General features: G+C 72.7%; 23 protein-coding genes. 4 read left to right on the forward strand and 19 right to left on the reverse strand.

Annotated elements, in window-relative coordinates; translation table 11 throughout:
• Nucleotides 1–53: 53 nt before the first annotated feature.
• The 15 genes from ACNHYB_RS06400 to ACNHYB_RS06470 form a co-directional block, all read right to left on the reverse strand.
• Nucleotides 54–668 (reverse strand): hypothetical protein, encoded by a 615-nt coding sequence (locus ACNHYB_RS06400; RefSeq protein ID WP_418277579.1) that lies wholly within the window; start codon nt 666–668, stop codon nt 54–56.
• Nucleotides 644–1,618 (reverse strand): hypothetical protein, encoded by a 975-nt coding sequence (locus tag ACNHYB_RS06405; protein ID WP_418277580.1) that lies wholly within the window; start codon nt 1,616–1,618, stop codon nt 644–646. The genes ACNHYB_RS06400 and ACNHYB_RS06405 overlap by 25 nt, the downstream gene beginning before the upstream one ends.
• Nucleotides 1,615–2,259: an ABC transporter ATP-binding protein gene (locus ACNHYB_RS06410; RefSeq protein WP_418277581.1), complete on the reverse strand. Its 645-nt coding sequence runs from the start codon at nt 2,257–2,259 to the stop codon at nt 1,615–1,617. Before ACNHYB_RS06410 ends, ACNHYB_RS06405 begins: the two co-directional genes overlap by 4 nt.
• Before the next feature lie 57 nt (nt 2,260–2,316).
• Complete coding sequence (deoC, locus tag ACNHYB_RS06415; protein WP_418277582.1) at nt 2,317–3,021, reverse strand: deoxyribose-phosphate aldolase; 705 nt, start codon at nt 3,019–3,021, stop codon at nt 2,317–2,319.
• Complete coding sequence (locus ACNHYB_RS06420; RefSeq protein WP_418277583.1) at nt 3,018–4,121, reverse strand: adenosine deaminase; 1,104 nt, start codon at nt 4,119–4,121, stop codon at nt 3,018–3,020. The genes deoC and ACNHYB_RS06420 overlap by 4 nt, the downstream gene beginning before the upstream one ends.
• A gap of 79 nt (nt 4,122–4,200) precedes the next feature.
• Nucleotides 4,201–4,425 (reverse strand): hypothetical protein, encoded by a 225-nt coding sequence (locus ACNHYB_RS06425; protein WP_418277584.1) that lies wholly within the window; start codon nt 4,423–4,425, stop codon nt 4,201–4,203.
• Nucleotides 4,426–4,444: 19 nt separating this feature from the next.
• A complete protein-coding gene (locus ACNHYB_RS06430) occupies nt 4,445–5,353 on the reverse strand; it encodes a hypothetical protein (protein WP_418277585.1) in 909 nt (302 codons plus the stop codon).
• Between the two features lie 10 nt (nt 5,354–5,363).
• Nucleotides 5,364–6,659, reverse strand: coding sequence for a thymidine phosphorylase (locus ACNHYB_RS06435; protein ID WP_418277586.1), 1,296 nt, complete (start codon nt 6,657–6,659; stop codon nt 5,364–5,366).
• Nucleotides 6,656–7,045 (reverse strand): cytidine deaminase, encoded by a 390-nt coding sequence (locus ACNHYB_RS06440; protein WP_418277587.1) that lies wholly within the window; start codon nt 7,043–7,045, stop codon nt 6,656–6,658. Before ACNHYB_RS06440 ends, ACNHYB_RS06435 begins: the two co-directional genes overlap by 4 nt.
• 2 nt (nt 7,046–7,047) lie before the next feature.
• Nucleotides 7,048–8,340, reverse strand: coding sequence for an ABC transporter permease (locus tag ACNHYB_RS06445; protein ID WP_418277588.1), 1,293 nt, complete (start codon nt 8,338–8,340; stop codon nt 7,048–7,050).
• Nucleotides 8,337–9,701 carry an ABC transporter permease gene (locus tag ACNHYB_RS06450; RefSeq protein ID WP_418277589.1) on the reverse strand — a complete coding sequence of 455 codons (1,365 nt, stop codon included), beginning with the start codon at nt 9,699–9,701 and terminating at the stop codon, nt 8,337–8,339. The genes ACNHYB_RS06445 and ACNHYB_RS06450 overlap by 4 nt, the downstream gene beginning before the upstream one ends.
• Nucleotides 9,698–11,221 carry an ABC transporter ATP-binding protein gene (locus ACNHYB_RS06455; protein WP_418277590.1) on the reverse strand — a complete coding sequence of 508 codons (1,524 nt, stop codon included), beginning with the start codon at nt 11,219–11,221 and terminating at the stop codon, nt 9,698–9,700. Before ACNHYB_RS06455 ends, ACNHYB_RS06450 begins: the two co-directional genes overlap by 4 nt.
• 146 nt (nt 11,222–11,367) lie before the next feature.
• A complete protein-coding gene (locus ACNHYB_RS06460) occupies nt 11,368–12,459 on the reverse strand; it encodes a BMP family lipoprotein (RefSeq protein ID WP_418277591.1) in 1,092 nt (363 codons plus the stop codon).
• Nucleotides 12,460–12,628: 169 nt separating this feature from the next.
• Entirely contained in the window at nt 12,629–13,792 is a 1,164-nt protein-coding gene (locus ACNHYB_RS06465) for an amidohydrolase (protein ID WP_418277592.1), read from the reverse strand.
• Nucleotides 13,789–14,904, reverse strand: a complete 1,116-nt coding sequence (locus tag ACNHYB_RS06470) for a mannose-1-phosphate guanylyltransferase (RefSeq protein WP_418277593.1) — start codon at nt 14,902–14,904, stop codon at nt 13,789–13,791. Before ACNHYB_RS06470 ends, ACNHYB_RS06465 begins: the two co-directional genes overlap by 4 nt.
• Before the next feature lie 171 nt (nt 14,905–15,075).
• On the opposite strand from ACNHYB_RS06470, the gene sdhC reads away from it, so the two are divergent.
• From sdhC to ACNHYB_RS06490, 4 genes are read left to right on the forward strand one after another with little or no spacing between them, the layout of a single operon-like run.
• Complete coding sequence (gene sdhC, locus ACNHYB_RS06475; protein ID WP_418277594.1) at nt 15,076–15,459, forward strand: succinate dehydrogenase, cytochrome b556 subunit; 384 nt, start codon at nt 15,076–15,078, stop codon at nt 15,457–15,459.
• Nucleotides 15,459–15,911, forward strand: coding sequence for a succinate dehydrogenase hydrophobic membrane anchor subunit (locus ACNHYB_RS06480; protein WP_418277595.1), 453 nt, complete (start codon nt 15,459–15,461; stop codon nt 15,909–15,911). The genes sdhC and ACNHYB_RS06480 overlap by 1 nt, the downstream gene beginning before the upstream one ends.
• 54 nt (nt 15,912–15,965) lie before the next feature.
• Nucleotides 15,966–17,801, forward strand: a complete 1,836-nt coding sequence (gene sdhA / locus ACNHYB_RS06485; protein WP_418277596.1) for a succinate dehydrogenase flavoprotein subunit — start codon at nt 15,966–15,968, stop codon at nt 17,799–17,801.
• A complete protein-coding gene (locus ACNHYB_RS06490; protein WP_418277597.1) occupies nt 17,801–18,574 on the forward strand; it encodes a succinate dehydrogenase iron-sulfur subunit in 774 nt (257 codons plus the stop codon). The genes sdhA and ACNHYB_RS06490 overlap by 1 nt, the downstream gene beginning before the upstream one ends.
• Before the next feature lie 207 nt (nt 18,575–18,781).
• Here ACNHYB_RS06490 and ACNHYB_RS06495 read toward each other — a convergent pair whose 3' ends face one another.
• From ACNHYB_RS06495 to ACNHYB_RS06510, 4 genes are all read right to left on the reverse strand, one after another.
• On the reverse strand, nt 18,782–19,813 hold the full coding sequence (locus ACNHYB_RS06495) for a YihY/virulence factor BrkB family protein (RefSeq protein WP_418277598.1): 1,032 nt from the start codon (nt 19,811–19,813) through the stop codon (nt 18,782–18,784).
• Nucleotides 19,814–19,974: 161 nt separating this feature from the next.
• Nucleotides 19,975–20,517, reverse strand: a complete 543-nt coding sequence (locus ACNHYB_RS06500; RefSeq protein ID WP_418277599.1) for a 2'-5' RNA ligase family protein — start codon at nt 20,515–20,517, stop codon at nt 19,975–19,977.
• Nucleotides 20,514–21,569, reverse strand: coding sequence for a tryptophan--tRNA ligase (gene trpS, locus ACNHYB_RS06505; RefSeq protein WP_418277600.1), 1,056 nt, complete (start codon nt 21,567–21,569; stop codon nt 20,514–20,516). Before trpS ends, ACNHYB_RS06500 begins: the two co-directional genes overlap by 4 nt.
• Nucleotides 21,570–21,633: 64 nt before the next feature.
• On the reverse strand, nt 21,634–22,017 hold the full coding sequence (locus tag ACNHYB_RS06510; protein ID WP_418277601.1) for a twin-arginine translocase TatA/TatE family subunit: 384 nt from the start codon (nt 22,015–22,017) through the stop codon (nt 21,634–21,636).
• Nucleotides 22,018–22,036 lie beyond the last annotated feature (19 nt).

Below are 22,036 nucleotides of genomic sequence, written 5' to 3' on the forward strand. Positions count from 1 at the left end.
TGAGCCTAACCTCCTGCGCACACCGGCGACCGTGTGTCCTGGCCCACACCGGCTCACTCCCGCTCGGCACGTCGGACGGCGGCGCGCACCAGCAGCCGTGCCAGCCCGACACAGACCACCCCGACCACCGGACCGAACCGGGCCACCGCCCAGGCCGCAGCACCCACCAGCAACCAGCCCCGCAGATACCACGCCGCCACCGAGACCATGGAGAGGTCTCCCGTGGGGCCCGGCACCGGCGTGAAGAGCGCGATCGGCACGGTGCTCGCCCCCGCCACCCAGACCCGTGCCCCGAGGGCGACCGCGACCACACCGACGACCAGCACGACGGTGCGCCACCCCGGCCCGCCGCCGAGGAGCACCGCCGTCCCCAGCCCGAGGACCCCGGACACCAGCGCGAGAACGCCCGGCACCACCAGGTGCGCCGTGACCTGCCGTCCGAGCCGGCCGGGCAGCAGCCCGCCCGGCACCGGCTGCTCGGCCATCGCCCGCAGCCCCGCGGCCCACGTGCCCGACGCCGCGTACAGCAGCAGAGCGCCGGCCACCACGGCGAGCGTCGCGCCGGCACCGGCGCTCGCAGCCAGGAGCGCGACGCCCAGCACACCGCAGACCACCGACCCGAGCACGGCACCCGCACGCCGCCTCAACCCCAGCAGGTCACGAGCCACGAGGGGGACAGCGCCAGCACCCGGGCCGGGAACCCCGCCGTGCGCCGGCCCGCCCGCGCCGGGCCGAGCACCGCCCGCACGCCCGCGGCGTCACCGCCCTGGAGCCCGGCACCGGCCATCGCGACACGCTGCCCCGCGGCCGCCGCAGCATCGACGTCGAGATGGCGGGGCAGCACGGCGACGAGCACCGGCACCGCGACGACGGCGAGCGCCACCGCCCAGCCGACGACCCCGGGCGGGGGGCCGAGCAGCGCTGCCGCACCGCAGGACGGGGGCGCCGCGGCGACGGGGCAGGCGTCACGGACGACCAGTCCGGGCCCCTGGACCGCCACCAGGGCCCCGATCGCGGCGATCAGCACGGCCACGGCGCGCGCCGCCGTCCGCCAGGAGGGGCACTGCGCGGCCACGGCCAGCGCGAGGGGCAGCATCGCCGCGCCCGCGGCGCACGCCCCCCAGGCGAGCACCGCGCCGACCTCGAGGCCGACCTCGGTGCCGACCACGCCGGACGCCACCGCCGCACCGACCAGTCCCGCGACCACCGCCGTCACCGTCACGAGGACGAGCACCCGGCGCCACAGGACGACCCGCGGGTCCCACACCCCGGCCAGCGCGTACGCGGCGTCGGTCGGCGCGACCCACAACGGGACGCCGAACCGGTGCAGCAGCACCCCGGCGAGGGCGGCGGCCCCGAGGACGACGGCCCCGGTCGCGACCAGCGTCCCACCGACCGACCCGCCCCCGGCGAGCGGCGCGGCAGCACGGGCGAGCGCGGCCCACAGGATCGGGGCGTACATGAGCACGACCAGCACCAGTCCGTAGACGAGGTAGGCACGCTCGTGCGGGTCGGCGCCGTCGGACAGCGCCCGGCGCCGACCGCCACGGGCCCGCAGGGCCCGCACCCACCGGTGCCACGGCCCGTACGCCATGACCAGAGGTGCGTCCGCCGTCATCGGGCGGGCTCGTCGAGCTCGACGAGCGGCCCCCGGGCGGCCAGCGCCTCGCGCAGCCCCGGGTCGTGGGTGGCGGCCAGGACGGCGCGGCCCTGGTCGAGCGCCCCCAGCACCAGCTCGACGGCGACCTGCCGCCAGGCGGCGTCCAGGCGCTGCTCGGGCTCGTCGAGCAGCACCAGCGACGCCGGCCGGTAGAGCGCCAGGGCGAGCGCGAACATCTGCGACTCCCCCGAGGACAGCTCCCCGGGGAACTGCCCACGGACCCGTTCCAGGTGCGCGGCGGCCAGCGCTGCGTCGAGGTCGGGTCCGGGGTGCCGCCCCGCCCAGGCGACCTGGACGAGCTGCAGATGCTCGGCGACGGTCAGGTCGGGGTAGGTGGGGGCCGGGCCGAGCAGGCGCGTGATCGACTCGCGGTGCGCGAGCCGCGCCCCACGGGCGGGCGTCCCGAGCACGAGCACCTCCCCCGACGTGGGGGTGTCCGTCCCGGCGACGAGGCGCAGCAAGGTGGACTTGCCCGCGCCGTTCGGCCCGACGACGGCGCACGCCTGGCCCGGGTGCAGGGTCAGGGAGACGGGGGCCAGCACCTGGACGGTGCCGTGCGTGCGGGTGGCGGCATGGACCTCGACGACCGGTGCTGTCACCCGTGCGAGGCTACCGGAGCGGGCGGCGCCGGCCTCGCGCCGCCCGCTCGGGCGGGTCTAGTACCCGTCGACGGCCGGGGCGTCGACGCCGTCGAAACCGGCGAGCACCGCGCCCGTGCCGGAGAGCCCGAGCCGGGTGGCACCCGCGGCGATCATCGCGCGGGCGTCGGCGAGGGTCCGCACACCACCGGAGGCCTTGATGCCGAGGCGCCCGCCCACGGTCGCCGCCATGAGCTCGACCGCGTGGACCGACGCGCCGCCCGCCGGGTGGAACCCGGTGGAGGTCTTGACGAAGTCGGCGCCCGCCGACTCCGCGGCACGGCAGACCGCGACGATCTCGTCGTCGCTCAGCGCGGCGGACTCGATGATGACCTTGAGGACCTTGTCGGCGGGGACGGCAGCCCGCACGGCGGCGACGTCCGCCTGCACCAGGTCGAACCCACCGGCCTTCGCCGCGCCGACGTCGATGACCATGTCGACCTCGTCGGCACCGTCGAGCACGGACCGGGCGGCCTCGGCGGCCTTGATGTCGCTCGCGTGCTTGCCGGACGGGAAGCCGCACACGGTCGCCACGGCGAGCCGGCCTGCGGCGGCCTCGACGGCGTGCGTGACGAACGTCGGCGACACGCACACCGAGAACACGCCGAGCCGGGCGCCCTCGTCCACCAGCGCGGTGACGTCCGCCGGGGTCGCCTCCGGCTTGAGGAGCGTGTGGTCGACGTACCGGGCCAGCTCGGCCGCGGTGGTGGGCACGGTGCTCATCGCAGCGCTCCCTCGACCTTCTGGTAGCCGGGCAGGATGACCTCGTCGACCAGCTCGCGACGCTCGTCGTGGTGCATGAACGCGCTCCAGGCGGCGTTCAGCGTCACGTCGGCGAGGTCGTCGATCGTCCAGCCGGCCTCGGTGACCAGCAGCCGCATCTCGTGCGACAACGACGTGCGCGACATCAGACGGTTGTCGGTGTTGAGCGTGACGGCGAAGTCCAGCTCCTTGAGCCGCGTGATCGGGTGGTCGGCGATCGTGGTGACGCCGGGGGCGGCGTCGGTCTGCAGGTTGGACACCGGGCACACCTCCAGGACGATCTGGTGGTCGCGGACCCAGTGCGCCAGCGGGCCGAGCTCGGCGGTGCGGTCGTGCTCGGACAGCCGCACGTCCTCCATGATCCGCACGCCGTGGCCGATGCGGTCCGCCTGGCCGAGGTGCACGGCCTGCGCGATCGACGACGCGCCCGCGGCCTCGCCGGCGTGGATGGTGGTGGGGAAGTTCTGCTCCGCCAGGTAGCGCCACACCCCGGCGTGCCGGTCGGGGGCGAACCCGTCCTCGGCGCCGGCGATGTCGAACCCGACGACGCCACGGTCACGGTGGGCGACGGCGAGCTCGGCGATCTCCTGCCACCGGTCGGCGTGCCGCATGGCGGTGACGAGCTGGCCCACGCGGATCGTGCGGCCCCCGGCGGCGGCCTCCCGCACGCCGGCCTCGATGCCGGACTGCACGGCCTCGACGGCCTCGTCCAGCGACATGCCCCGCGCGAGGTGCTGCTCGGGCGCCCAGCGCTGCTCGGCGTAGACCACGCCGTCGGCAGCGAGGTCGAGCACCGCCTCCTTCGCCACGCGAGCCAGCGCCTCGGGGGTCTGCATGACGGCGAGGGTGTGGTCGAACGTCTCGAGGTAGCGCGGCAGCGAACCGGAGTCGGCCGCGTCGTGGAACCAGGTGCCCAGTGCCTCGGCGTCGCGGGCGGGCAGGTCGTGCCCGACGGCGGCGGCCAGCTCGAGGACGGTCTGCGGCCGGAGCCCGCCGTCCAGGTGGTCGTGCAGCAGGACCTTGGGCAGGTCGGGGATCGCGTCGAGGAGCGCTGAGGTCATGGTGCCCAACCTACCGGCGCGACCCGGCGGACGCCGCACCGCACCGGCGCCGCAGGGGCCCGTGCGGGGGTGAGTCGCCTCACCCGGCGCCGGGGTCGTCCGGATCGTCGGGGACGGCGGCGGCCTGCTCGGCGACGTCGGCCTCGTCGGCCGACCCGTCGAGGTCGGGGCGTGGCGAGCCCGGGACGTGGTCCTCCTGGCCCGCGGCAGGTCGCGGTGACGTCACCTCCTCGGTGAGGCTGGTGGTCTCCTCGGGTGCTTCGAGCCCGGCGTCGCGCCAGGCGTCGGACGGTGTGGTGCTCATCCGTCCATGGTGACGTCCGTCAGGACAGGGTGCACGGCAGGACCGCCCACACGACGTGCGGCCAGCCGCCGAGCGCCCGGGTCCGGGCCGCCAGGCCTCGTGCGTCCCCGGGGGCCGCGCCGCGCCGCAGCAGGTCGAGGGGCAGGGTGTGCAGGCTGCCGGACGAGGGCTCGTAGAGCGTCGCCCGGGGCCCGCGGGTGTCGGCGGCGTGCACCGCCGTGAGCAGGACGACGTGGCGCGGTAGGGCGCGCGAGATCCCGCCCGAGAGGTCTCCACCGGTGTAGAGCGGGACCGGCACGCCGGCGGCCGCGGCCCGGAGCGCCGCGGGGAGCACCCTCCCGCCAGGGGCCTCGTCACCGCCCGACCCCCTCGCACCGCGAGAGGACCGGCCCACGTGGTCGGCTCCCCCGACGACACGGTGGGTGTAGCGCACCGCGCCGTACCGGGCGCGCCGCGCGGCCGCCCACGGCGGCGTGCCCAGCCCGCGGGGCCAGGTCGGCAGCCCGGACGGGCCCGTGGTGCAGGCACGCTGCAGGGTCTGCTGGAGGCCCGCGAACCCGGCCGCGGGGTCGTCGGCGAGAGCCAGGCGCAGCGCGAGCCGGGGGTCGCCGGCCAGCGCGAGCACCGCGAGCACCGCGGACCCGCACGTCGTCGGCGAGACCTGGCGAGCGGCGCCGCCGCCCGGCAGCGTCAGCGCGCGGGGCGTCCAGACCGGCGGCGGCGCGGCGCGGCCCGCCGGGTCACGGACCCGGGCGGCGTCCGACGCCGGCAGCCCCGCCAGGTGCTCCTCGACGTCGGGCGGGAGGGACCGAGGCCTGGCCGGCACCGCGGGGAACGTGGTGGCGGACCCGGTGGCCCACCGCGGCAGCGGGCCGGCGAAGAGGCGCAACCGGGCGGCGACGTCGGTGAGTCGCAGCGTCCCGGGCACGCCCCGCTCCTCAGCCGATCCGGTCCAGGACGATCGGCCGGTCGGGCACCGTCGTGCCGACCGGCGCGACGCTCCAGCCGCCGTCGAGGATCTCCCGCGCACGGGCGAACCGCTCCGGGGTGTCGGTGTGCAGGGTCAGCAGTGGCTGGCCGGCCCGCACCGGCTCGCCCGGCCGCACGTGGATCTCCACACCGGCCCCGGCCTGGACCGGGTCCTCGCGGCGGGACCGGCCCGCCCCGAGCCGCCAGGCGGCGACACCGACGGCGTACGCGTCGAGGGTGTCGAGTACGCCGTCGGACTCCGCCACGACCTGCTCGGTGTGGACCGCCTCCGGCAGTGCCGCGTCGGGGTCGCCGCCCTGCGCGGCGATCATGCGCCGCCAGGCGTCCATGGCCCGGCCGTCGCCCAGCGCACGGCGCACCTCGTCGGGATCCGTCGGCCGGCCCGCGCCGTCGAGCATCTCCACGGCGAGCGCGACCGTGAGGTCGACGACGTCGGCCGGGCCCCCGCCGTCGAGCACCTCGACGGACTCACGGACCTCGAGCGCGTTGCCGGCCGTGCGACCGAGCGGGACGGCCATGTCCGTGAGCAGCGCGACGGTCCGGACGCCGGCGTCGGTGCCGAGGTCCACCATGGTGCGCGCGAGCTCTCGCGCCTGGTCCAGCTCCTTCATGAACGCCCCGGAACCGACCTTCACGTCGAGCACCAGCGCACCGGTGCCCTCGGCGATCTTCTTGGACATGATGGAGCTGGCGATCAGGGGGATCGACTCGACGGTGCCGGTGACGTCCCGCAGGGCGTAGAGCTTCTTGTCCGCGGGCGCCAGGCCGGCGCCGGCCGCGCACACCACCGCGCCGACGTCGTCGAGCTGCGCGAGCATCTCGGCGTTCGACAGCGAGGCCCGCCAGCCGGGGATCGACTCCAGCTTGTCCAGCGTGCCGCCCGTGTGACCGAGCCCGCGGCCCGACAGCTGGGGCACGGCCACGCCGAACACCGCCACGAGCGGGGCCAGCGGGAGGGTGATCTTGTCCCCCACCCCGCCGGTCGAGTGCTTGTCCGCGGTGGGACGGGACAACCCGGAGAAGTCCATCCGCTCCCCGGAGGCGATCATCGCGGCGGTCCAGCGCGACACCTCGGCGCGCGTCATGCCGTTGAGCAGGATGGCCATGGCCAGGGCCGACATCTGCTCCTCGGCGACGGCGCCGCGGGTGTAGGCGTCGAGGACCCAGTCCACCTGGGCGTCGGACAGCTCGGCCCGGTCCCGCTTGGTGCGGATGACGTCGACGGCGTCGAAGGGTTCGGTCATCGGTTCAGGTTCTCCGCTCCAAAAGCCTGGGGCAACATCTCGCTCAGGGGCACCACGCCCACCGGCGTCTCGACCTGGAGGTCGGCGCCCCCGTGCTCCCACAGGAGCTGACGGCACCGCCCGCAGGGTGTGATGACCGCACCGGTCGCGTCCACGCAGGTGAACGCCGTCAGGCGGCCCCCTCCCCCGGTGACCAGCGCGGACACCAGCGAGCACTCGGCGCAGAGCGTCACGCCGTAGGCGGCGTTCTCCACGTTGCAGCCCACCAGCAGGCGGCCGTCGTCGGCGAGCGCGGCGGCGCCCACCCCGTACCCCGAGTAGGGGGCGTAGGCGTGCGCGGACACCTCGTGGGCCGCGGTGCGCAGCGCCTCCCAGTCGACCGTCACCCCTACTCCTTGGTGTAGGCGACGGCGAGCGCGGCCGGCGGGCGGGACCGTCCGACCAGGCCGGCGACGGCGAACAGCGTGACCACGTACGGCAGCATCAGCATGAACTGGCTCGGCACGGGCGACCCCACGACGGCGAGCACGTTCTGCAGGTTCGTCGCGAACCCGAAGAGCAGCCCGGCGAGCGCGGCCCGGATCGGGTCCCACTTGCCGAAGATCATCGCGGCCAGGGCGATGAAGCCGGCACCGGCGGTCATCTCCTTGTTGAACTGGTTGATGGAGACCACCGTGTAGAAGGCCCCGCCCATGCCGCCGACGGCACCGGCGATGAGCAGCGCGCGGAACCGCGTGCGCAGCACGTCGACACCGACGGTGTCCGCGGCGCGCGGGTGCTCGCCCACGGCTCGTACCCGCAGCCCCCACCGGGTGCGGAACAGCGCGAACCACACCGCGGGCACCATGACGTACATGAGGTAGACGATGATCGTCTGGTCGAACAGCACCGGGCCGATCACCGGGATGCGCTCCAGGAGCGGGATCGGGAGCCGCTCGAAGCGGGTCGTGGCGTTGAGCGCCTCGGTGTTCGGCACCAGCACCAGCGAGTAGAAGAAGCTGGTGAGACCGATGACCAGCACGTTGAGGACCACGCCGACGATGATCTGGTTCACCCGGTAGGTGATCGCGAAGACCGCGAGCACCAGGGAGACCAGCGCGGAGGCGACCATCGCGGCCAGCAGGCCGACCCACGGGCTGTTCGTCAGCGACCCGGCGATCGCCGCGGTGAAGGCCCCGGCGAGGAGGTTCGACTCGATCGCGATGTTGGTGACCCCGGCGCGCTCCCCGATGACGCCGGTCATGGCGCCGTAGACCAGGGGCACGGACAGCACGAGCGCGCCACCGAGCAGGCCGACGACCGACAGGTCGCGGGGACTGCCGGCCGACGCCCACGCCAGGAAGCCGAACAGCAGGGCGACGGCGAACACCGACACCGCCCACAGCGGGGTGCGCCGAGCGCCGCGCGTGGCCACGACGGAGATCACCAGCATCACCGCGCCGACCGCGGCGCACACCCAGGCGGTGGCCATCGCCGGGATCACGTACACCGGGAGCTGGAAGAAGTCGCTCGGCGTGGACAGCGCGAAGCGCGAGCTGCCCTCGTGGTGCACCAGGACCAGCAGCAGGCAGTACAGGACGAGGACGACGCCGAGCCCGACGGTCGTCTTCCAGCTCACGGTGCTGACGTGGCGGGTCGTCTCCGGCGTGGCGCCGGGAGCGTTCTGGACGGCGGTGGTCATGCCGACACCTCCTTGCGCGCGGCACGCTGCCGCTTCGTGGTGGGCCGGCTGCCCGGCTGCGGGAGTCGGAACACGGCACGGACCAGGGGCGGCGCGGCGATGAACAGCACGATGAGCGACTGGACGACGAGCACGATCTCGATCGGGATGCCCTCGGAGGCCTGCATCGCGGAACCGCCGGCCTTGAACGCGCCGAACAGGATGCCGGCACCGAGGACGCCGATCGGGTTGGAGCCACCGAGCAGCGCGACGGTGATCGCGTCGAAGCCGATGCCGGCGTCGATGTCCGCCCCGAACCCGGTGGTGGAGGTGCCGAGGACCTGGGAGACCCCGGCGAGGCCGACGAGCGCACCGGCGACCAGCATGACCGAGACCGTGGCCCGCGGGACGTCGATGCCGGCCACGCGGGCCGCCCGGGGGTTCTCGCCGACCGCACGGTAGGAGAACCCGACGGCGGACCGGTTGAGGATCCACCACACCAGGACGACGGCCAGCAGGGCCAGCACGAAGCCCCAGTGCAGCGGGTAGCGGTCGCCGAGCAGCTTCGGCAGGATCGCGGACTCCTGCATGGGCGGTGTCTTGGGGTTCGCCGAGCCCGGTGCCTGCATGAGGCCGGGCGTCGCCAGGAAGTACGACAGCAGGTAGAACGCGACGTAGTTGAGCATGATCGTCACGATGACCTCGTGCGCACCGGTGCGGGCCTTGAGCAGGCCCGCGATGCCGGCCCACAGGGCGCCGGCGAGGAGCCCGGCCACGAGCGCGACGAGCAGGTGCAGCGGGAACGGCAGGCCGGTGATCCCGAACCCGACCCAGCCGGCGGCGGTGGCGGCCATGAGCATCTGCCCCTGGCCACCGATGTTGAACAGACCCGCCTTGAACGCCAGCGCGACTCCCAGCCCGGCGGCGATGAGGGGGGTCGCGTTCGTCAGCGTCTGCGTCAGGGGGCGGATGCCCGCGGCGAACGTGTCCGCCCGGAAGTTGTAGACCGCGCCCTGGAACAGCGCCGAGTAGGCACCTCCGACCGCCTCCCCGACCGCGGCGAACGTGTCGCCGGGGCGCTGGAAGAAGTACCCGGCGGCCTGCTGCACCGCGGTGTCGGTGACGATGATCATCAGCGAGCCGGCCAGCACGGCCAGCACCACGGCACCGAGAATGACGGCCCAGCCGCCGGAGGTGGCCCGGCGCAGCGCGTCGCGCCACCGGTCCCCCGACTCCTCGACCTCGAGCGCGGCCTCGCGGGCCCGCTCCTGCTCGAGCTCCTCGGCGAGGCCGGGCTCCACGGTGCCGTCGACGTGGTCGAGCGCCGCGTCGAGGGTGTTCTGGGTGCCGGGCTCCTCGCCCTTCGGCGGTGTGGCGCTCACGCGGCCTCTCCTTCGGTCGACTCGGGAGCGATGCCCGCCATCATGAGACCCAGCACGTCGCGCGGGGTGTCCGCCGGGACGATCCCGACGACCCGTCCGCGGTACATGACCATGATGCGGTCGCCCAGGGCGACGGCCTCGTCCAGCTCTGTCGAGACGACCACGACGGGGATGCCGGCGTCACGGGTCGCCACGATCTGCTTGTGGATGAACTCGATGGACCCGACGTCGACTCCGCGCGTCGGCTGGGCGGCCACGAAGAGCCGCAGGTCCCGGGACAGCTCGCGGGCGAGCACGACCTTCTGCTGGTTGCCGCCCGACAGCCGGCCGACCGGCAGGTCGATGCCCGTGGTGCGGACGTCGTACTCGCGGACCTTCTCGCGGGCGAACTCGTCGCGGGCGCCGAGCTGGAGGCTGCCGGCCCGGACGAACGGCGGGCCGTCGGTCCGGTCGAGGACGAGGTTCTCCGCGATCGTGAACTCGCCGACCAGGCCGTCCGTGGAACGGTCCTCGGGGACGAACCCGACCCCGGCGTCCAGCACCTGGCGCACCGTCCGTCCGACGAGCTCGGACCCGTCGAGCCGGATGGAGCCGGCCGCGTCGGGGTGCAGACCGAGGAGCGCCTCGGTGAGCTCCGTCTGGCCGTTGCCCTGCACGCCCGCCACGACGAGCACCTCGCCGCCGTGGACGGTGAAGCTCACGCCGTCGACCACGACCTGGCCGCCGGGCAGCGAGACCACCAGGTCGCGCACGGCGAGCTCGTTGTCCGTGGGGCGGGGAGCCTCCTTGTGCACCGTGAGCTCGACGGCGCGGCCCACCATGAGCGAGGCCAGCTCGGCGTCGGACGCCGTCGGTGCGGCCTCGCCCACCACCTTGCCGTGCCGGACGACGGTGATGCGGTCCGCGACCGCGCGCACCTCGCGCAGCTTGTGGGTGATGAAGACGATCGCCACGCCGTCGTCGCGGAGCTGGCGCATGATCCCCATCAGCTCGTCGGTCTCCTGCGGGGTGAGCACGGCGGTCGGCTCGTCGAAGACGAGCACCTGGGCGTCCCGGCTGAGGGCCTTGATGATCTCGACACGCTGCTGCACGCCGACGGGGAGGTCCTCGACGACGGCGTCGGGGTCGACCTGGAACCCGAACCGGTCCGCGGTGGCGCGGACGGCGTCGCGCGCCGACCCGAGGTCGAGCACGCCGGGGCCGGAGGTGGTCTCGTGACCGAGCATGACGTTCTCGGCGACGGTGAAGACGGGCACGAGCATGAAGTGCTGGTGCACCATGCCGATGCCGGCGGCCATCGCGTCACCGGGGCCGTCGAACGACTGCACCTGGTCGTCGAGGAGGATCTCGCCCTCGTCGGCGTCGTACAGGCCGTACAGGACGTTCATCAGCGTCGACTTGCCGGCGCCGTTCTCCCCCAGGAGGCAGTGGATCTCCCCCGGCTCGACCACCAGGTCGACGTGGTCGTTGGCCACCAGCGCACCGAAGCGCTTGGTGATCCCTCGCAGCTCGAGCCTCATCGTCGTGCGTCCGCCTTCCTCGCGGTCCGTTCGGGGCCTTGCCTCGTGGTCAGCCTAGGCCGCACGACGCTGCGGGACACGGGGAGGCACCCCGTGTCCCGCAGCGTCGTGACCTCAGCAGCTCGCTGGTCCGCTCACTGGTCCGCTCACTGGTCGAGGTAGGACGTGACCGTGACCTCGCCGGAGACGATCTGGTCCTTGAGCGCCATGGTCTCCTCCCACAGCGCCGGGTCGACCTTCGACTCGAAGTCGTGCAGCGGGGCGATGCCCACGCCCTCGTTCTCGAGGGTGCCGACGTACGCCGTCGGGTCGAAGCTGTCCTGGCCGGAGGCCATGACGGCCTCGTAGGTGGACAGGTCCATCGCCTTGAGGATGGAGGTGAGGACGTACGGCTGCGTGGTCGGGTCGGACTCGTAGAAGTCCGCGTCCACGCCGATCAGCGCCACGTCGCGACCGGAGTCCTCGATGGCGGCGATGGCCGACTGGTAGATGGGCCCGCCGACCGGCAGGATCACGTCGACACCCTGGTCCAGGATGTTCGTCGCGGTGGTCTTGGCGGTCTCGTTCGCGACGAAGTCGCCGGTGAACGCGCCCTCCTCGCCGCCCTCGTAGCCGATGACCTCGACCTCGGCGTCGTTGGCCTCGTTGTAGTACTCGACGCCCTGCTTGAAGCCGTCCATGAAGATCGTCACGGTCGGGTAGGGGGCGCCGCCGAACGTGCCGACCTTGCCCGCCTCGGAGTACCCGGCCGACAGGTAGCCGGCGAGGAACGCGGCCTCGGCCGTGTTGTAGAGCAGCGGCTTGATGTTCGGCGCGTCCGTCTCGCCGTCGAAGTCGTTGTCCGCGGCGTCGTCCACGATGACGTAGTGCGTCTCGGGGTTGGCGTTCGCCGACTCGACCGTGTCGGCCGACAGGGCGAAGCCGACGGAGACGATGGTGTCGCAGGACTCGTCCACGAGCGACTGGAGGTTCGGGGCGAAGTCCGTCGCGGAGGTCGACTGGACCTCGTTGAAGCCGGCGCCGAGCTCCTCGGCGGCCTTCTTCGCCCCCTCGTAGCTGAGCTGGTTGAAGCTCTTGTCGTCGAAGCCTCCCTGGTCGGAGACGATGCAGGCCGAGAAGTCGGACTCCGGCGCGGCCGACTCGTCGGTACCGCCGGTCTCTTCGGGGGCGGTGCCGCAGGCCGCGAGGGTCAGCGCGGCCACGCCGGCGAGGGCGGTGAAACGGATCGCACTCTTCACCAGTAGCTCCTGTCGCAGTGAGGGCGTGAGGACGGGCTGATCCCATCTCACGATCTAAGACGCACAGACTAGCCACAGGCCTGGCTGGTAACTGCACAGAACCAGCAGACGTGGCCGAGTCGTTATAGAACGGGAACACGCTCGGAATGACCTGCGTCACACCGGGGGCTCAGCCCAGCGCGAACCGTGCCAGCACCCGCGCGCCGATGCCGATGGCACGCTCGTCCACCCGCAGCTCGCCCTGGTGCAGGTCGTACCGCGCCTCGCCCGGCGTCGCCGTCCCGAGCCGCGCCATCGCCCCCGGCACCTTGGTCAGGTACCAGGCGAAGTCTTCGCCGCCGAGCGACTGCTCGGTGAGCACCACGCCGCCGTCCCCGAGGGTCGCCGTCCCGGCGACCTCCAGGGCGTGGGTGACGTCCGCGTCGTTGTCCACCGGCGGCACCCCGCGCACGAGGTGCACGGTCACGTCGACGTCGTACGGGGCGACCACCTGCTCGACGGCGTCCTGGAGCACCTGCCCGGCCTTCTCCCAGGCCCGCACGTCCAGGCAGCGCAGGGTGCCGCGGGCCATGCCGGTGGCCGGGATGGCGTTGTGCGCGTTGCCCGCGTGCACGGCGCCCCACGTGAGGTTGACGCCGGACCGGGGGTCCAGCCGGCGACCGAGCACGGCCGGCACCTGGGTGATGACCTGCCCGAGGGCGTAGACGACGTCCCCGGTCAGGTGCGGGCGCGACGTGTGCCCGCCACCGGAGGAGAGCGTCACCGTCACCATGTCGGACGCCGAGGTGATCGGGCCGATCCGCGTCCCCAGCCGGCCGACGTCGAGCTTCGGCTCGGCGTGCACCGCACCGATCTTGACGACCCCGTCCAGCGCACCCTGGGCGATGACCTCGTGGGCGCCGCCCGGCATCGACTCCTCGGCCGGCTGGAAGATCAGCCGCGCCCCCACCGGCGTGCCCTCCGCGGCGAGCCGGGCGAGGGTCAGCCCGGCGCCCAGGACGACGGCGGTGTGGACGTCGTGCCCGCACGCGTGCGCGACGCCGGGCACCGTCGAGGCGAACTCGCAGCCGCAGGCGTCCTCGAGCGGCAGCGCGTCGATGTCGGCGCGCAGCGCGATCCGGCCGCGCTCACCGACCCCGTCGCCGACGTCGCAGACCAGCCCCGTGCCCTGGAGCAGGCGCGGGCGCAGGCCGGCCTGGCGCAACCGGTCCGCCAGCACCGTCGTCGTCCGGAACTCCTGGCCCGACACCTCGGGGTGGGCGTGCAGGTCGCGCCGGAACGCGACGAGCTCGGCCTCCAGGCCGGCGACGAGGTCGTCCACGCGGCGGCTCACAGCAGGTCCCCCCGTCCGTGGTCACGGACCGCGTCGACCATGCGCCGCACCTGCTGCGCCCGGGCGCGGGTGGTCACCAGCACGGCGTCCGGGGTGTCCACCACGACGACGTCGTCGATGCCCAGCAGCGTCACGACACGGCCGCCCGCCGGCACGACGACCGACCCGGCGCTCTGGACGCGCACCACGTCGGCGCTCTCGCCCAGCACCTTGGAACCCGCGTCGTCGTCGGCGGGGAGCAGGGCCGCCAGGGAGTTGAAGTCGCCGACGTCGTCCCATCCGAAGGAGCCGGGGACCATCGCGACGCCCCCGGTGGACGCGACCGGCTCGGCGACCGCGTGGTCGATCGCGATCCGCTCCAGGGACGGCCAGGTGTCCGCGACGACCTCGTCGCGGTCCGGGGTGTCCCAGGCCGCCGCGATCCGGCGCAGGCCGTCGTGCAGGGCCGGGCGCTGCTGGGCGAGGTGGTCCAGGAGCACCGTGGTGCTCACGACGAAGATGCCGGCGTTCCAGCGGTACTCGCCCGAGGACAGGTACTCCCGCGCCGTGGCGGCGTCGGGCTTCTCCGTGAAGCCCGTGACGTGGACGGCGCTGGGCGAACCCTCCACGCCGAGCGGCGCCCCGCCGTGCACGTAGCCGAACGCCACCGACGGCCGCGAGGCGGCGATCCCGATCGTCGCCACGTAGCCGGCGCGGGCCGCCTCGACCGCCTCGCGCACGGACCGCTCGAACTCCGCCTGGCCCGTGACGACCTGGTCCGCGGCGAACGACCCGAGCACCACCTCGCCGTGCCGCTCGGCGAGCACCGCCGCCGCCAGCCCGATCGCCGCCATCGAGTCGCGCGGGGACGGCTCGGCCAGGACCTGGTCGGCACCCAGCGCGGGGACCTGCGCGCGCACCGCGTCGACGTGCCGCTCACCGGTGACCACCACGAGGCCCTCGTCGCCGACCAGCGGGGCCAGACGGTCCGCCGTACCCTGCAGGAGGGTTCGGCCCGACCCCGTCAGGTCGTGCAGGAACTTGGGCGCGCCGGCGCGCGACACGGGCCACAGCCGTGTGCCGGCCCCGCCCGCAGGGATGACGGCTCGAAAACCCGGGATGGCAGAAGGCATGTCAAGCAGCATAGTGACGCTCGTGGCCCGAACGACGTGACGCCTGTGCGATCAATCACAGAATGACCACAAACCCGCAGTTCTCCTCCACCCTTGTGACCGGAACGCAACAAGGTGTCACTACAGTGACGTCAGTCAACGAACCGAATTCCCGCCAATGGAGGCTCCCCCGTGCCGACTGCTCCCGCTGGCACGCTCTACCGCGGCCGAGAAGGCATGTGGTCCTGGGTCGCGCACCGCGTGACCGGCGTGTCCATCTTCTTCTTCCTGCTCGTGCACGTGCTCGACACGTCACTGGTGCGGGTCTCCCCCGAGGCCTACAACGCCGTCATCGGCACGTACCAGACGCCGATCATGGGTCTCGGCGAGGCGGGCCTCGTGGCCGCCATCGTGTTCCATGCCTTCAACGGCATCCGGATCGCGCTCGTCGACTTCTGGGCGAAGGGCCCCCGCTACCACCGGGTGATGCTCTGGGTCGTCATGGGCCTCTTCGTGGTCACCATGGCGGGCTTCCTGCCCCGACACCTGATGAACGTCTTCGGAGGTGGCCACTGATGAGCACGCAGACCACGATCCCCACCCCGCGCTCGCCCTACGCGCGACGCCGGACCACCCGGGGCAACTACGAGCTGTACTCCTGGGTCTTCATGCGGGCCTCCGGCGTGGTGCTCGTCGTGCTGATCTTCGGCCACCTGTGGATGAACCTCATGGTGGGCGACGGCGTGCACGCCATCGACTTCGGCTTCGTCGCCGGCAAGTGGGCCGACCCGCTGTGGCAGGTCTGGGACCTCCTCATGCTCTGGCTGGCGATGATCCACGGCACCAACGGTGTGCGCACGATCATCAACGACTACGCCGAGAAGGACCTCACGCGCGGCGTGCTCAAGGGTCTGCTCTACCTGGCGTTCGTCATCACCGTGGTGCTCGGCACGCTCGTGATCTTCACGTTCGACCCGTGCCCGCCCGACGCTCCGGCCGAGCTGCTCGCCTCGTTCTGCACGGCCTGAGCCGCGCGCACCTCCCCCAGCCCGCTGATCCCCACGCAGGAGGCATCGACCCCGATGCAGACCCACCAGTACGACGTCGTCATCGTCGGCGCAGGCGGCGCCGGCATGCGAGCGGCGCTCGAGGCGTCCAAGGACGTCCGTACCGCCGTCATCTCCAAGCTGTACCCCACCCGTTCCCACACCGGCGCCGCCCAGGGCGGCATGTGCGCCGCGCTGGCGAACGTCGAGGAGGACAACTGGGAGTGGCACACCTTCGACACCATCAAGGGCGGCGACTACCTCGTCGACCAGGACGCCGCGGAGATCATGGCCAAGGAGGCCATCGACGCCGTGCTCGACCTGGAGCGCATGGGACTGCCCTTCAACCGCACCCCCGAGGGGCGCATCGACCAGCGCCGCTTCGGCGGTCACACCCGCAACCACGGTGAGGCCGCGGTCCGCCGCGCCTGCTACGCCGCGGACCGCACCGGGCACATGATCCTGCAGACGCTCTACCAGAACTGCGTCAAGCAGGACGTGGAGTTCTTCAACGAGTTCTACGTGCTCGACCTGCTGACCGACCACGACCTCACCACCGAGGACATCGAGGACGGCGCCGAGGTCAACGCGACCGGCGTGGTGGCGTACGACCTCGCCAGCGGTGAGATCCACGTGTTCCAGGCCAAGGCGATCATCTTCGCCACCGGCGGTGCGGGCAAGATCTTCAAGACGACGTCCAACGCGCACACCCTGACCGGTGACGGCATGGCGCTCGCCTACCGCCGCGGCCTGCCGCTGGAGGACATGGAGTTCTTCCAGTTCCACCCCACGGGTCTGGCCGGGCTGGGCATCCTGCTCTCCGAGGCGGCCCGCGGTGAGGGCGGCATCCTGCGCAACGCCGACGGCGAGCGCTTCATGGAGCGCTACGCCCCCACCATCAAGGACCTCGCACCGCGCGACATCGTCGCCCGGTCGATGGCCAACGAGGTGCGCGAGGGCCGCGGGGCCGGCCCCAACAAGGACTACGTGCTGCTCGACCTGACCCACCTGGAGCCGGCGCACATCGACGCCAAGCTCCCGGACATCACCGAGTTCGCCCGCACCTACCTCGGCATCGAGCCCTACACCGAGCCCGTGCCCGTGTTCCCCACGGCGCACTACGCCATGGGTGGCGTGCCGACGAACATCGCCGGCGAGGTGCTGCGCGACGGGCACAACGTCGTCAAGGGCCTGTACGCGGCCGGTGAGGTCGCGTGCGTGTCGGTGCACGGCTCCAACCGCCTGGGCACCAACTCGCTGCTCGACATCAACGTCTTCGGCAAGCGCTCCGGCCGGTCGGCCGCCGCCTACGCCAAGACGGTCGACAGGCACAAGGAGCTGCCGGAGAACCCGACCGTCCGCGTCGAGGCCCAGCTCTCCGAGATGCGCGACCGTCCCGACGGCGAACGCGTCGCCGACGTGCGCAAGGCGCTGCAGGACACGATGGACGCCAACGCCCAGGTGTTCCGCACCAGCGAGTCGCTCAACCAGGCCCTCGCGGACGTCCGCGAGCTGCAGGAGCGGTACCGCAACGTCTCCGTGCAGGACAAGGGCAAGCTGTTCAACACGGACCTGCTCGAGGCCATCGAGCTCGGCTTCCTGCTGGACATCGCCGAGGTGACGGTCGTCGCCGCGCTGAACCGCAAGGAGTCCCGCGGCGGTCACTACCGCGAGGACTTCCCGGACCGGGACGACACCAACTACATGCTGCACACGATGGCGTACCGCCGTCCGACGTCCGCCCCGGACGTCGCCGACGGTCACGTCGAGGGCTACTTCGACCACGTCGAGACCTTCGACGACTACAAGGTCGTCCTGGGTTCCAAGCCCGTCACCCAGACGCGCTACGAGCCGATGGAGCGGAAGTACTGATGACTGCTGTTGTGGAAAGCACCGCGAACACCACCGGTCCGGAGTCCAAGGTCGGCGAGATCCCGACCTTCGAGGTGACCCTGCGGATCCGTCGCTTCAACCCGGAGGTCTCGGACGAGCCCACCTGGGAGGAGCACACGGTCACCGCGCACGGCACCGACCGCATCCTCGACGCCCTGCACAAGATCAAGTGGGAGATCGACGGCTCGCTGACGTTCCGCCGCTCGTGCGCGCACGGCGTGTGCGGCTCGGACGCGATGCGCATCAACGGCCGCAACCGGCTCGCCTGCAAGACGCTCCTGAAGGACGTCAACCCGGACAAGCCGATCACCGTGGAACCGATCAAGGGCCTGCCCGTGGTCAAGGACCTCGTGGTCGACATGGAGCCGTTCTTCGCGTCCTACCGCGAGATCATGCCGTTCCTCATCACCACCGGCAACGAGCCGAGCCGCGAGAACATCCAGTCGCAGGCCGACCGCGACCGGTTCGACGACACCACCAAGTGCATCCTGTGCGCCGCGTGCACGTCGTCGTGCCCGGTGTTCTGGACCGACGGCCAGTACTTCGGCCCGGCCGCCATCGTCAACGCCCACCGCTTCATCTTCGACTCGCGCGACGAGGGCGCCACCCAGCGCCTGGAGATCCTCAACGACAAGGAGGGCGTGTGGCGCTGCCGCACGACCTTCAACTGCACCGAGGCCTGCCCGCGCGGCATCGAGGTCACCAAGGCCATCCAGGAGGTCAAGCGGGCGATGATCACCCGCGCCTTCTGATCCGGTGAGAGCCCGGTCGACAGGACCGGCGCACGATCCCGTCCACGCGCCCCAGGGGCGCTCCACGTCGTGGAGGACGATCGTGCGCCGCTCTGCCGGCCGGGCTCTCGTCGTCCGACGAGACCGCCAGGGAGCACGTCCGGGTGGGCGAGGGCCCCGCGAGCCAGCACGTACGGACCGGCGGCGGGGCGCCGCCGGCCGGCAGGCTCAGAAGGCGTAGAGCCCGCGCCGGACGCCCCGGACGACGGGACTGTACGGCCGGCCAGAACCCCGCCCCTGGTGGACGAGCCGGTCGACCTCCTCCTCCCGGCGCATCTGCGCCAGCTCCGCCTCCGCACGGGCGATCTCGTCGAGACGCGGCGGGTCGTACATCCAGGCGCAGAGCAGCAGCAGCACCCGGGCGACGAAGTTGACCAGCACCAGCACCGCCACGATCGTCACGAACGGGGCCAGCAGCGCACTGCGCGACGCGCTCGCCGTGACGACGGCCGTCCCGGCCCAGCGCAACCCTCCGGTCACCAGTCCGGTGGCGAGGCAGCCGATCAGGAGGTCGCGGCGCCGACGCGGGTGCACGCGGGCCACGACGCGGATGATCAGGTAGACCAGCAGGGCGTCGAGGACGACGGCGACGCAGAACGTCCCCGCGGCCACCAGCACCCCGAGCGCGCGCGTGTCGCCGAACCACGCCTCGACCTGGCCGGCGACCGTCTGCGAGACGACGCTGGCGACGGCCGACACGACGAGCATGGCACCGAGGATGGCGAACCCCACCAGCTGCCACACCTTGTTCAGCACGGGGTTCACACCCACCACGGGCGCGTCGAACATGAAGCGCACCGAGTGCCGCAACGCACCCATGAAGCTGATCGCCGTCCACAGGAAGACCACCGCCGCCACCGCCGTGGTGAGGTTCCACGCGGTGTCGACGTCGAGATCCGACACGGCCACGACGCCGCCGCTGCCGTCGCCGTTGTCGAGGAGGCCCGGGAGCCAGGTGTCGATCTGGTCGTAGATCGCCGTCTGCAGGTCGGGGCGTCGCGACAGGGCCGAGGAGAAGACGGAGAACCCGATGGTCAGCGCCGCACCGAGGGAGAACAGGGCCGAGTAGGCGATGCCGCCGCAGAGCTGGGCGCCACGGCGGGCCAGGTACCACTGCACGGCGCGCACCTCGCGGAGGTCCTTCGCCCACTCCACCACGCGCATGGCGGTGGCCCGCAGCTGTTCGATCCGTCCCGGCACGCCACGACCCTAACCGGGCGGGTGCGCTGCGGCAGCGGCGCGCGCCGGGAGCCTCCCGGGCTGCGGGCCGCTCAGCACGTGCTCGGGCCTGCTTCCCGGCGGCCACGGAGCCGATGGGCACCGGGACTGCTGGGCCTCGGAGCCGATGGGCTTCGGTGCTGCTAGGCGCCGCGAAGCTCGAACGAACGCTCCTGGCGCCACACGCCGTCGTCGCCGTGCTCGTACATCCAGAAGGCGTCCACCTCGAAGACGGCCTCGAAGTCGCTCATCGTGTCGAAGGCGTGGTCGAGGGCCGGATCCGGCACGTCGTGGGCGACGGTCACGTGCGGGTGGTAGTTGAAACGCAGCTCCTGGGCGAGCACCCCGGAGCGTGCGAGCTCCTCGAGGAGCTCGCACTCGCCGATCCCCTCCACGAGGGACACGAACACGACCGGGGAGATCGGCCGGAACGTCGCCGTGCCGCGCAGGTGGACGCGGAACGGGGCGAGCTCGCCGGCGACCTTCTCCAGGTGCTCCGCCACCGCCGGGAGCACCGAGTCGTCGACGACGGTGGGCCCCACCACGGTGATGTGCGGCGGGATCGCCTCGGCGAGCGGGTCGCCGACGGCGGCGCGAGCGTCCTGCAGACGGCGCGCGTAGGGCTCCGGCACCGCGATCGCGATGCCGATACGCGCCTGGTCGGGACCCCGCGGAGGCAGGTTCACCGGACGCCCCTCGGGAGCAGCCCGAAGCGGTCGAACAGCCGGTCGCGCACGCCCCCGGCGATGTCCCGCGCCCGCGCCGCTCCGTCGTCGAGCACCTTGTCGAGCTGGGCGGGGTCGGACAGGTACGTGTTGGCCCGTTCCTGGAAGGGTTCGAGGAAGGCGACCACCGCGTCCGCGAGATCCACCTTGAGGTAGCCGTAGCCGCGGCCGTCGTACTCGGCGGCGATCTCGTCGATCCCGCGGCCGGTCACGGCGGAGAAGATCGTCAGGAGGTTGGAGATCCCCGGCTTCTTCTCACGGTCGAAGAACACCGCGTAGGACTCGTCGGCGTCGGTCACGGCCGACTTCACCGCCTTGGCGGCCTTCTTCGGGTCCTCCAGCAGCCAGATGACCCCCTTGCCCCCCGCGTTGGACTTCGACATCTTCGCGGTGGGGTTCTGCAGGTCCTGGATCTTCGCCGTGGCGGAGACGATGTGGGCGTCCGGCACGACGGCGGTCCCGGCGCCGAAGCGGGCGTTGAGACGCTCGGCGAGGTCGCGGGTCAGCTCCAGGTGCTGGCGCTGGTCCTCGCCCACCGGGACGAGCGCGGCGTCGTACACGAGGATGTCGGCGGCCATGAGGACCGGGTAGGTGAACAGCCCGACCGTGGTGCCCTCGGTGCCCTGCTTGGCGGACTTGTCCTTGAACTGCGTCATGCGGCTCGCCTCGCCGAACCCGGTCTGGCAGCTCAGCAGCCAGGCGACCTCGGTGTGCTCCGGCACGTGGGACTGCACGAACAGGGCCGAGCGGGCGGGGTCCACACCGCCGGCGAGGTACTGGGCGGCGGTGGCGCGGGTGCGCTCGCGCAGCGCGACCGGGTCGGGGTTGACGGTCAGCGCGTGGAGGTCGACGACGCAGTACAGGGCCTCGTGCTCGTCCTGCAGGGCGACCCACTGGGTCAGGGCACCCAGGTAGTTCCCGAGGTGGAGGGACGAATCGGTGGGCTGCATCCCGGAGAGGATGCGGGGGCGCGGCGCGGACGGCGTGCCCGGTGCATTGACGACGTCGGACATGACCCTCATTCTGGCAGGTCGACGGCCCGAGCCGTCAATGCGAGGTTTGTCCGGTCCGTGCAGGTCATGTCGCCTCGTCGTCGTAGGGCGCCGGCAGGTCCGTCGTGGTGGCGGGGGCCGCCGGAGCGGCCGTCGCGGAGGCCCGTGCCGTCGTGCCCGGACCGCGACCTCCGGTGCGTGCCCGCGGGGCCGGGTCGTCGTCGAGGAGCGCCTCCTTGACGATCCTGCGCGGGTCGTACTGGCGGGGGTCGAGCCGCTGCCAGTCGACGTCGCGCAGCTCGTCGCCGAACTCCTCGTCCACGCGCCCCTTGGCGTCCTGCAGGAGCACCTTGCCCTGCCGCACGAGCGAGCCCAGCTGCGCCGCGTACTGCGGCAGCTTTTCCGGCCCGATCAGCACGAGCGCCAGGACGATGATGACGACCAGCTCGGCCCCGTTGATCCCCAGCACGCGCGACAGCCTAGCCCTG

Origin of the sequence: Isoptericola jiangsuensis, from assembly GCF_048320105.1 — a bacterium.
GTDB classification, from domain to species: domain Bacteria; phylum Actinomycetota; class Actinomycetes; order Actinomycetales; family Cellulomonadaceae; genus Isoptericola; species Isoptericola jiangsuensis_A.

What these genes read in the sequence shown, in the direction of transcription:
- sdhA (WP_418277596.1), top strand. Translation starts at nt 15,966, where the DNA reads ATGCAGACCCACCAGTACGACGTCGTCATCGTCGGCGCAGGCGGCGCC.
- deoC (WP_418277582.1), bottom strand. Translation starts at nt 3,021, where the DNA reads ATGAGCACCGTGCCCACCACCGCGGCCGAGCTGGCCCGGTACGTCGAC.
- ACNHYB_RS06425 (WP_418277584.1), bottom strand. Translation starts at nt 4,425, where the DNA reads ATGAGCACCACACCGTCCGACGCCTGGCGCGACGCCGGGCTCGAAGCA.
- ACNHYB_RS06470 (WP_418277593.1), bottom strand. Translation starts at nt 14,904, where the DNA reads ATGCCTTCTGCCATCCCGGGTTTTCGAGCCGTCATCCCTGCGGGCGGG.
- ACNHYB_RS06420 (WP_418277583.1), bottom strand. Translation starts at nt 4,121, where the DNA reads ATGACCTCAGCGCTCCTCGACGCGATCCCCGACCTGCCCAAGGTCCTG.
- trpS (WP_418277600.1), bottom strand. Translation starts at nt 21,569, where the DNA reads ATGTCCGACGTCGTCAATGCACCGGGCACGCCGTCCGCGCCGCGCCCC.
- ACNHYB_RS06445 (WP_418277588.1), bottom strand. Translation starts at nt 8,340, where the DNA reads ATGACCACCGCCGTCCAGAACGCTCCCGGCGCCACGCCGGAGACGACC.
- ACNHYB_RS06480 (WP_418277595.1), top strand. Translation starts at nt 15,459, where the DNA reads ATGAGCACGCAGACCACGATCCCCACCCCGCGCTCGCCCTACGCGCGA.
- ACNHYB_RS06490 (WP_418277597.1), top strand. Translation starts at nt 17,801, where the DNA reads ATGACTGCTGTTGTGGAAAGCACCGCGAACACCACCGGTCCGGAGTCC.
- ACNHYB_RS06435 (WP_418277586.1), bottom strand. Translation starts at nt 6,659, where the DNA reads ATGACCGAACCCTTCGACGCCGTCGACGTCATCCGCACCAAGCGGGAC.
- ACNHYB_RS06455 (WP_418277590.1), bottom strand. Translation starts at nt 11,221, where the DNA reads ATGAGGCTCGAGCTGCGAGGGATCACCAAGCGCTTCGGTGCGCTGGTG.
- ACNHYB_RS06405 (WP_418277580.1), bottom strand. Translation starts at nt 1,618, where the DNA reads ATGACGGCGGACGCACCTCTGGTCATGGCGTACGGGCCGTGGCACCGG.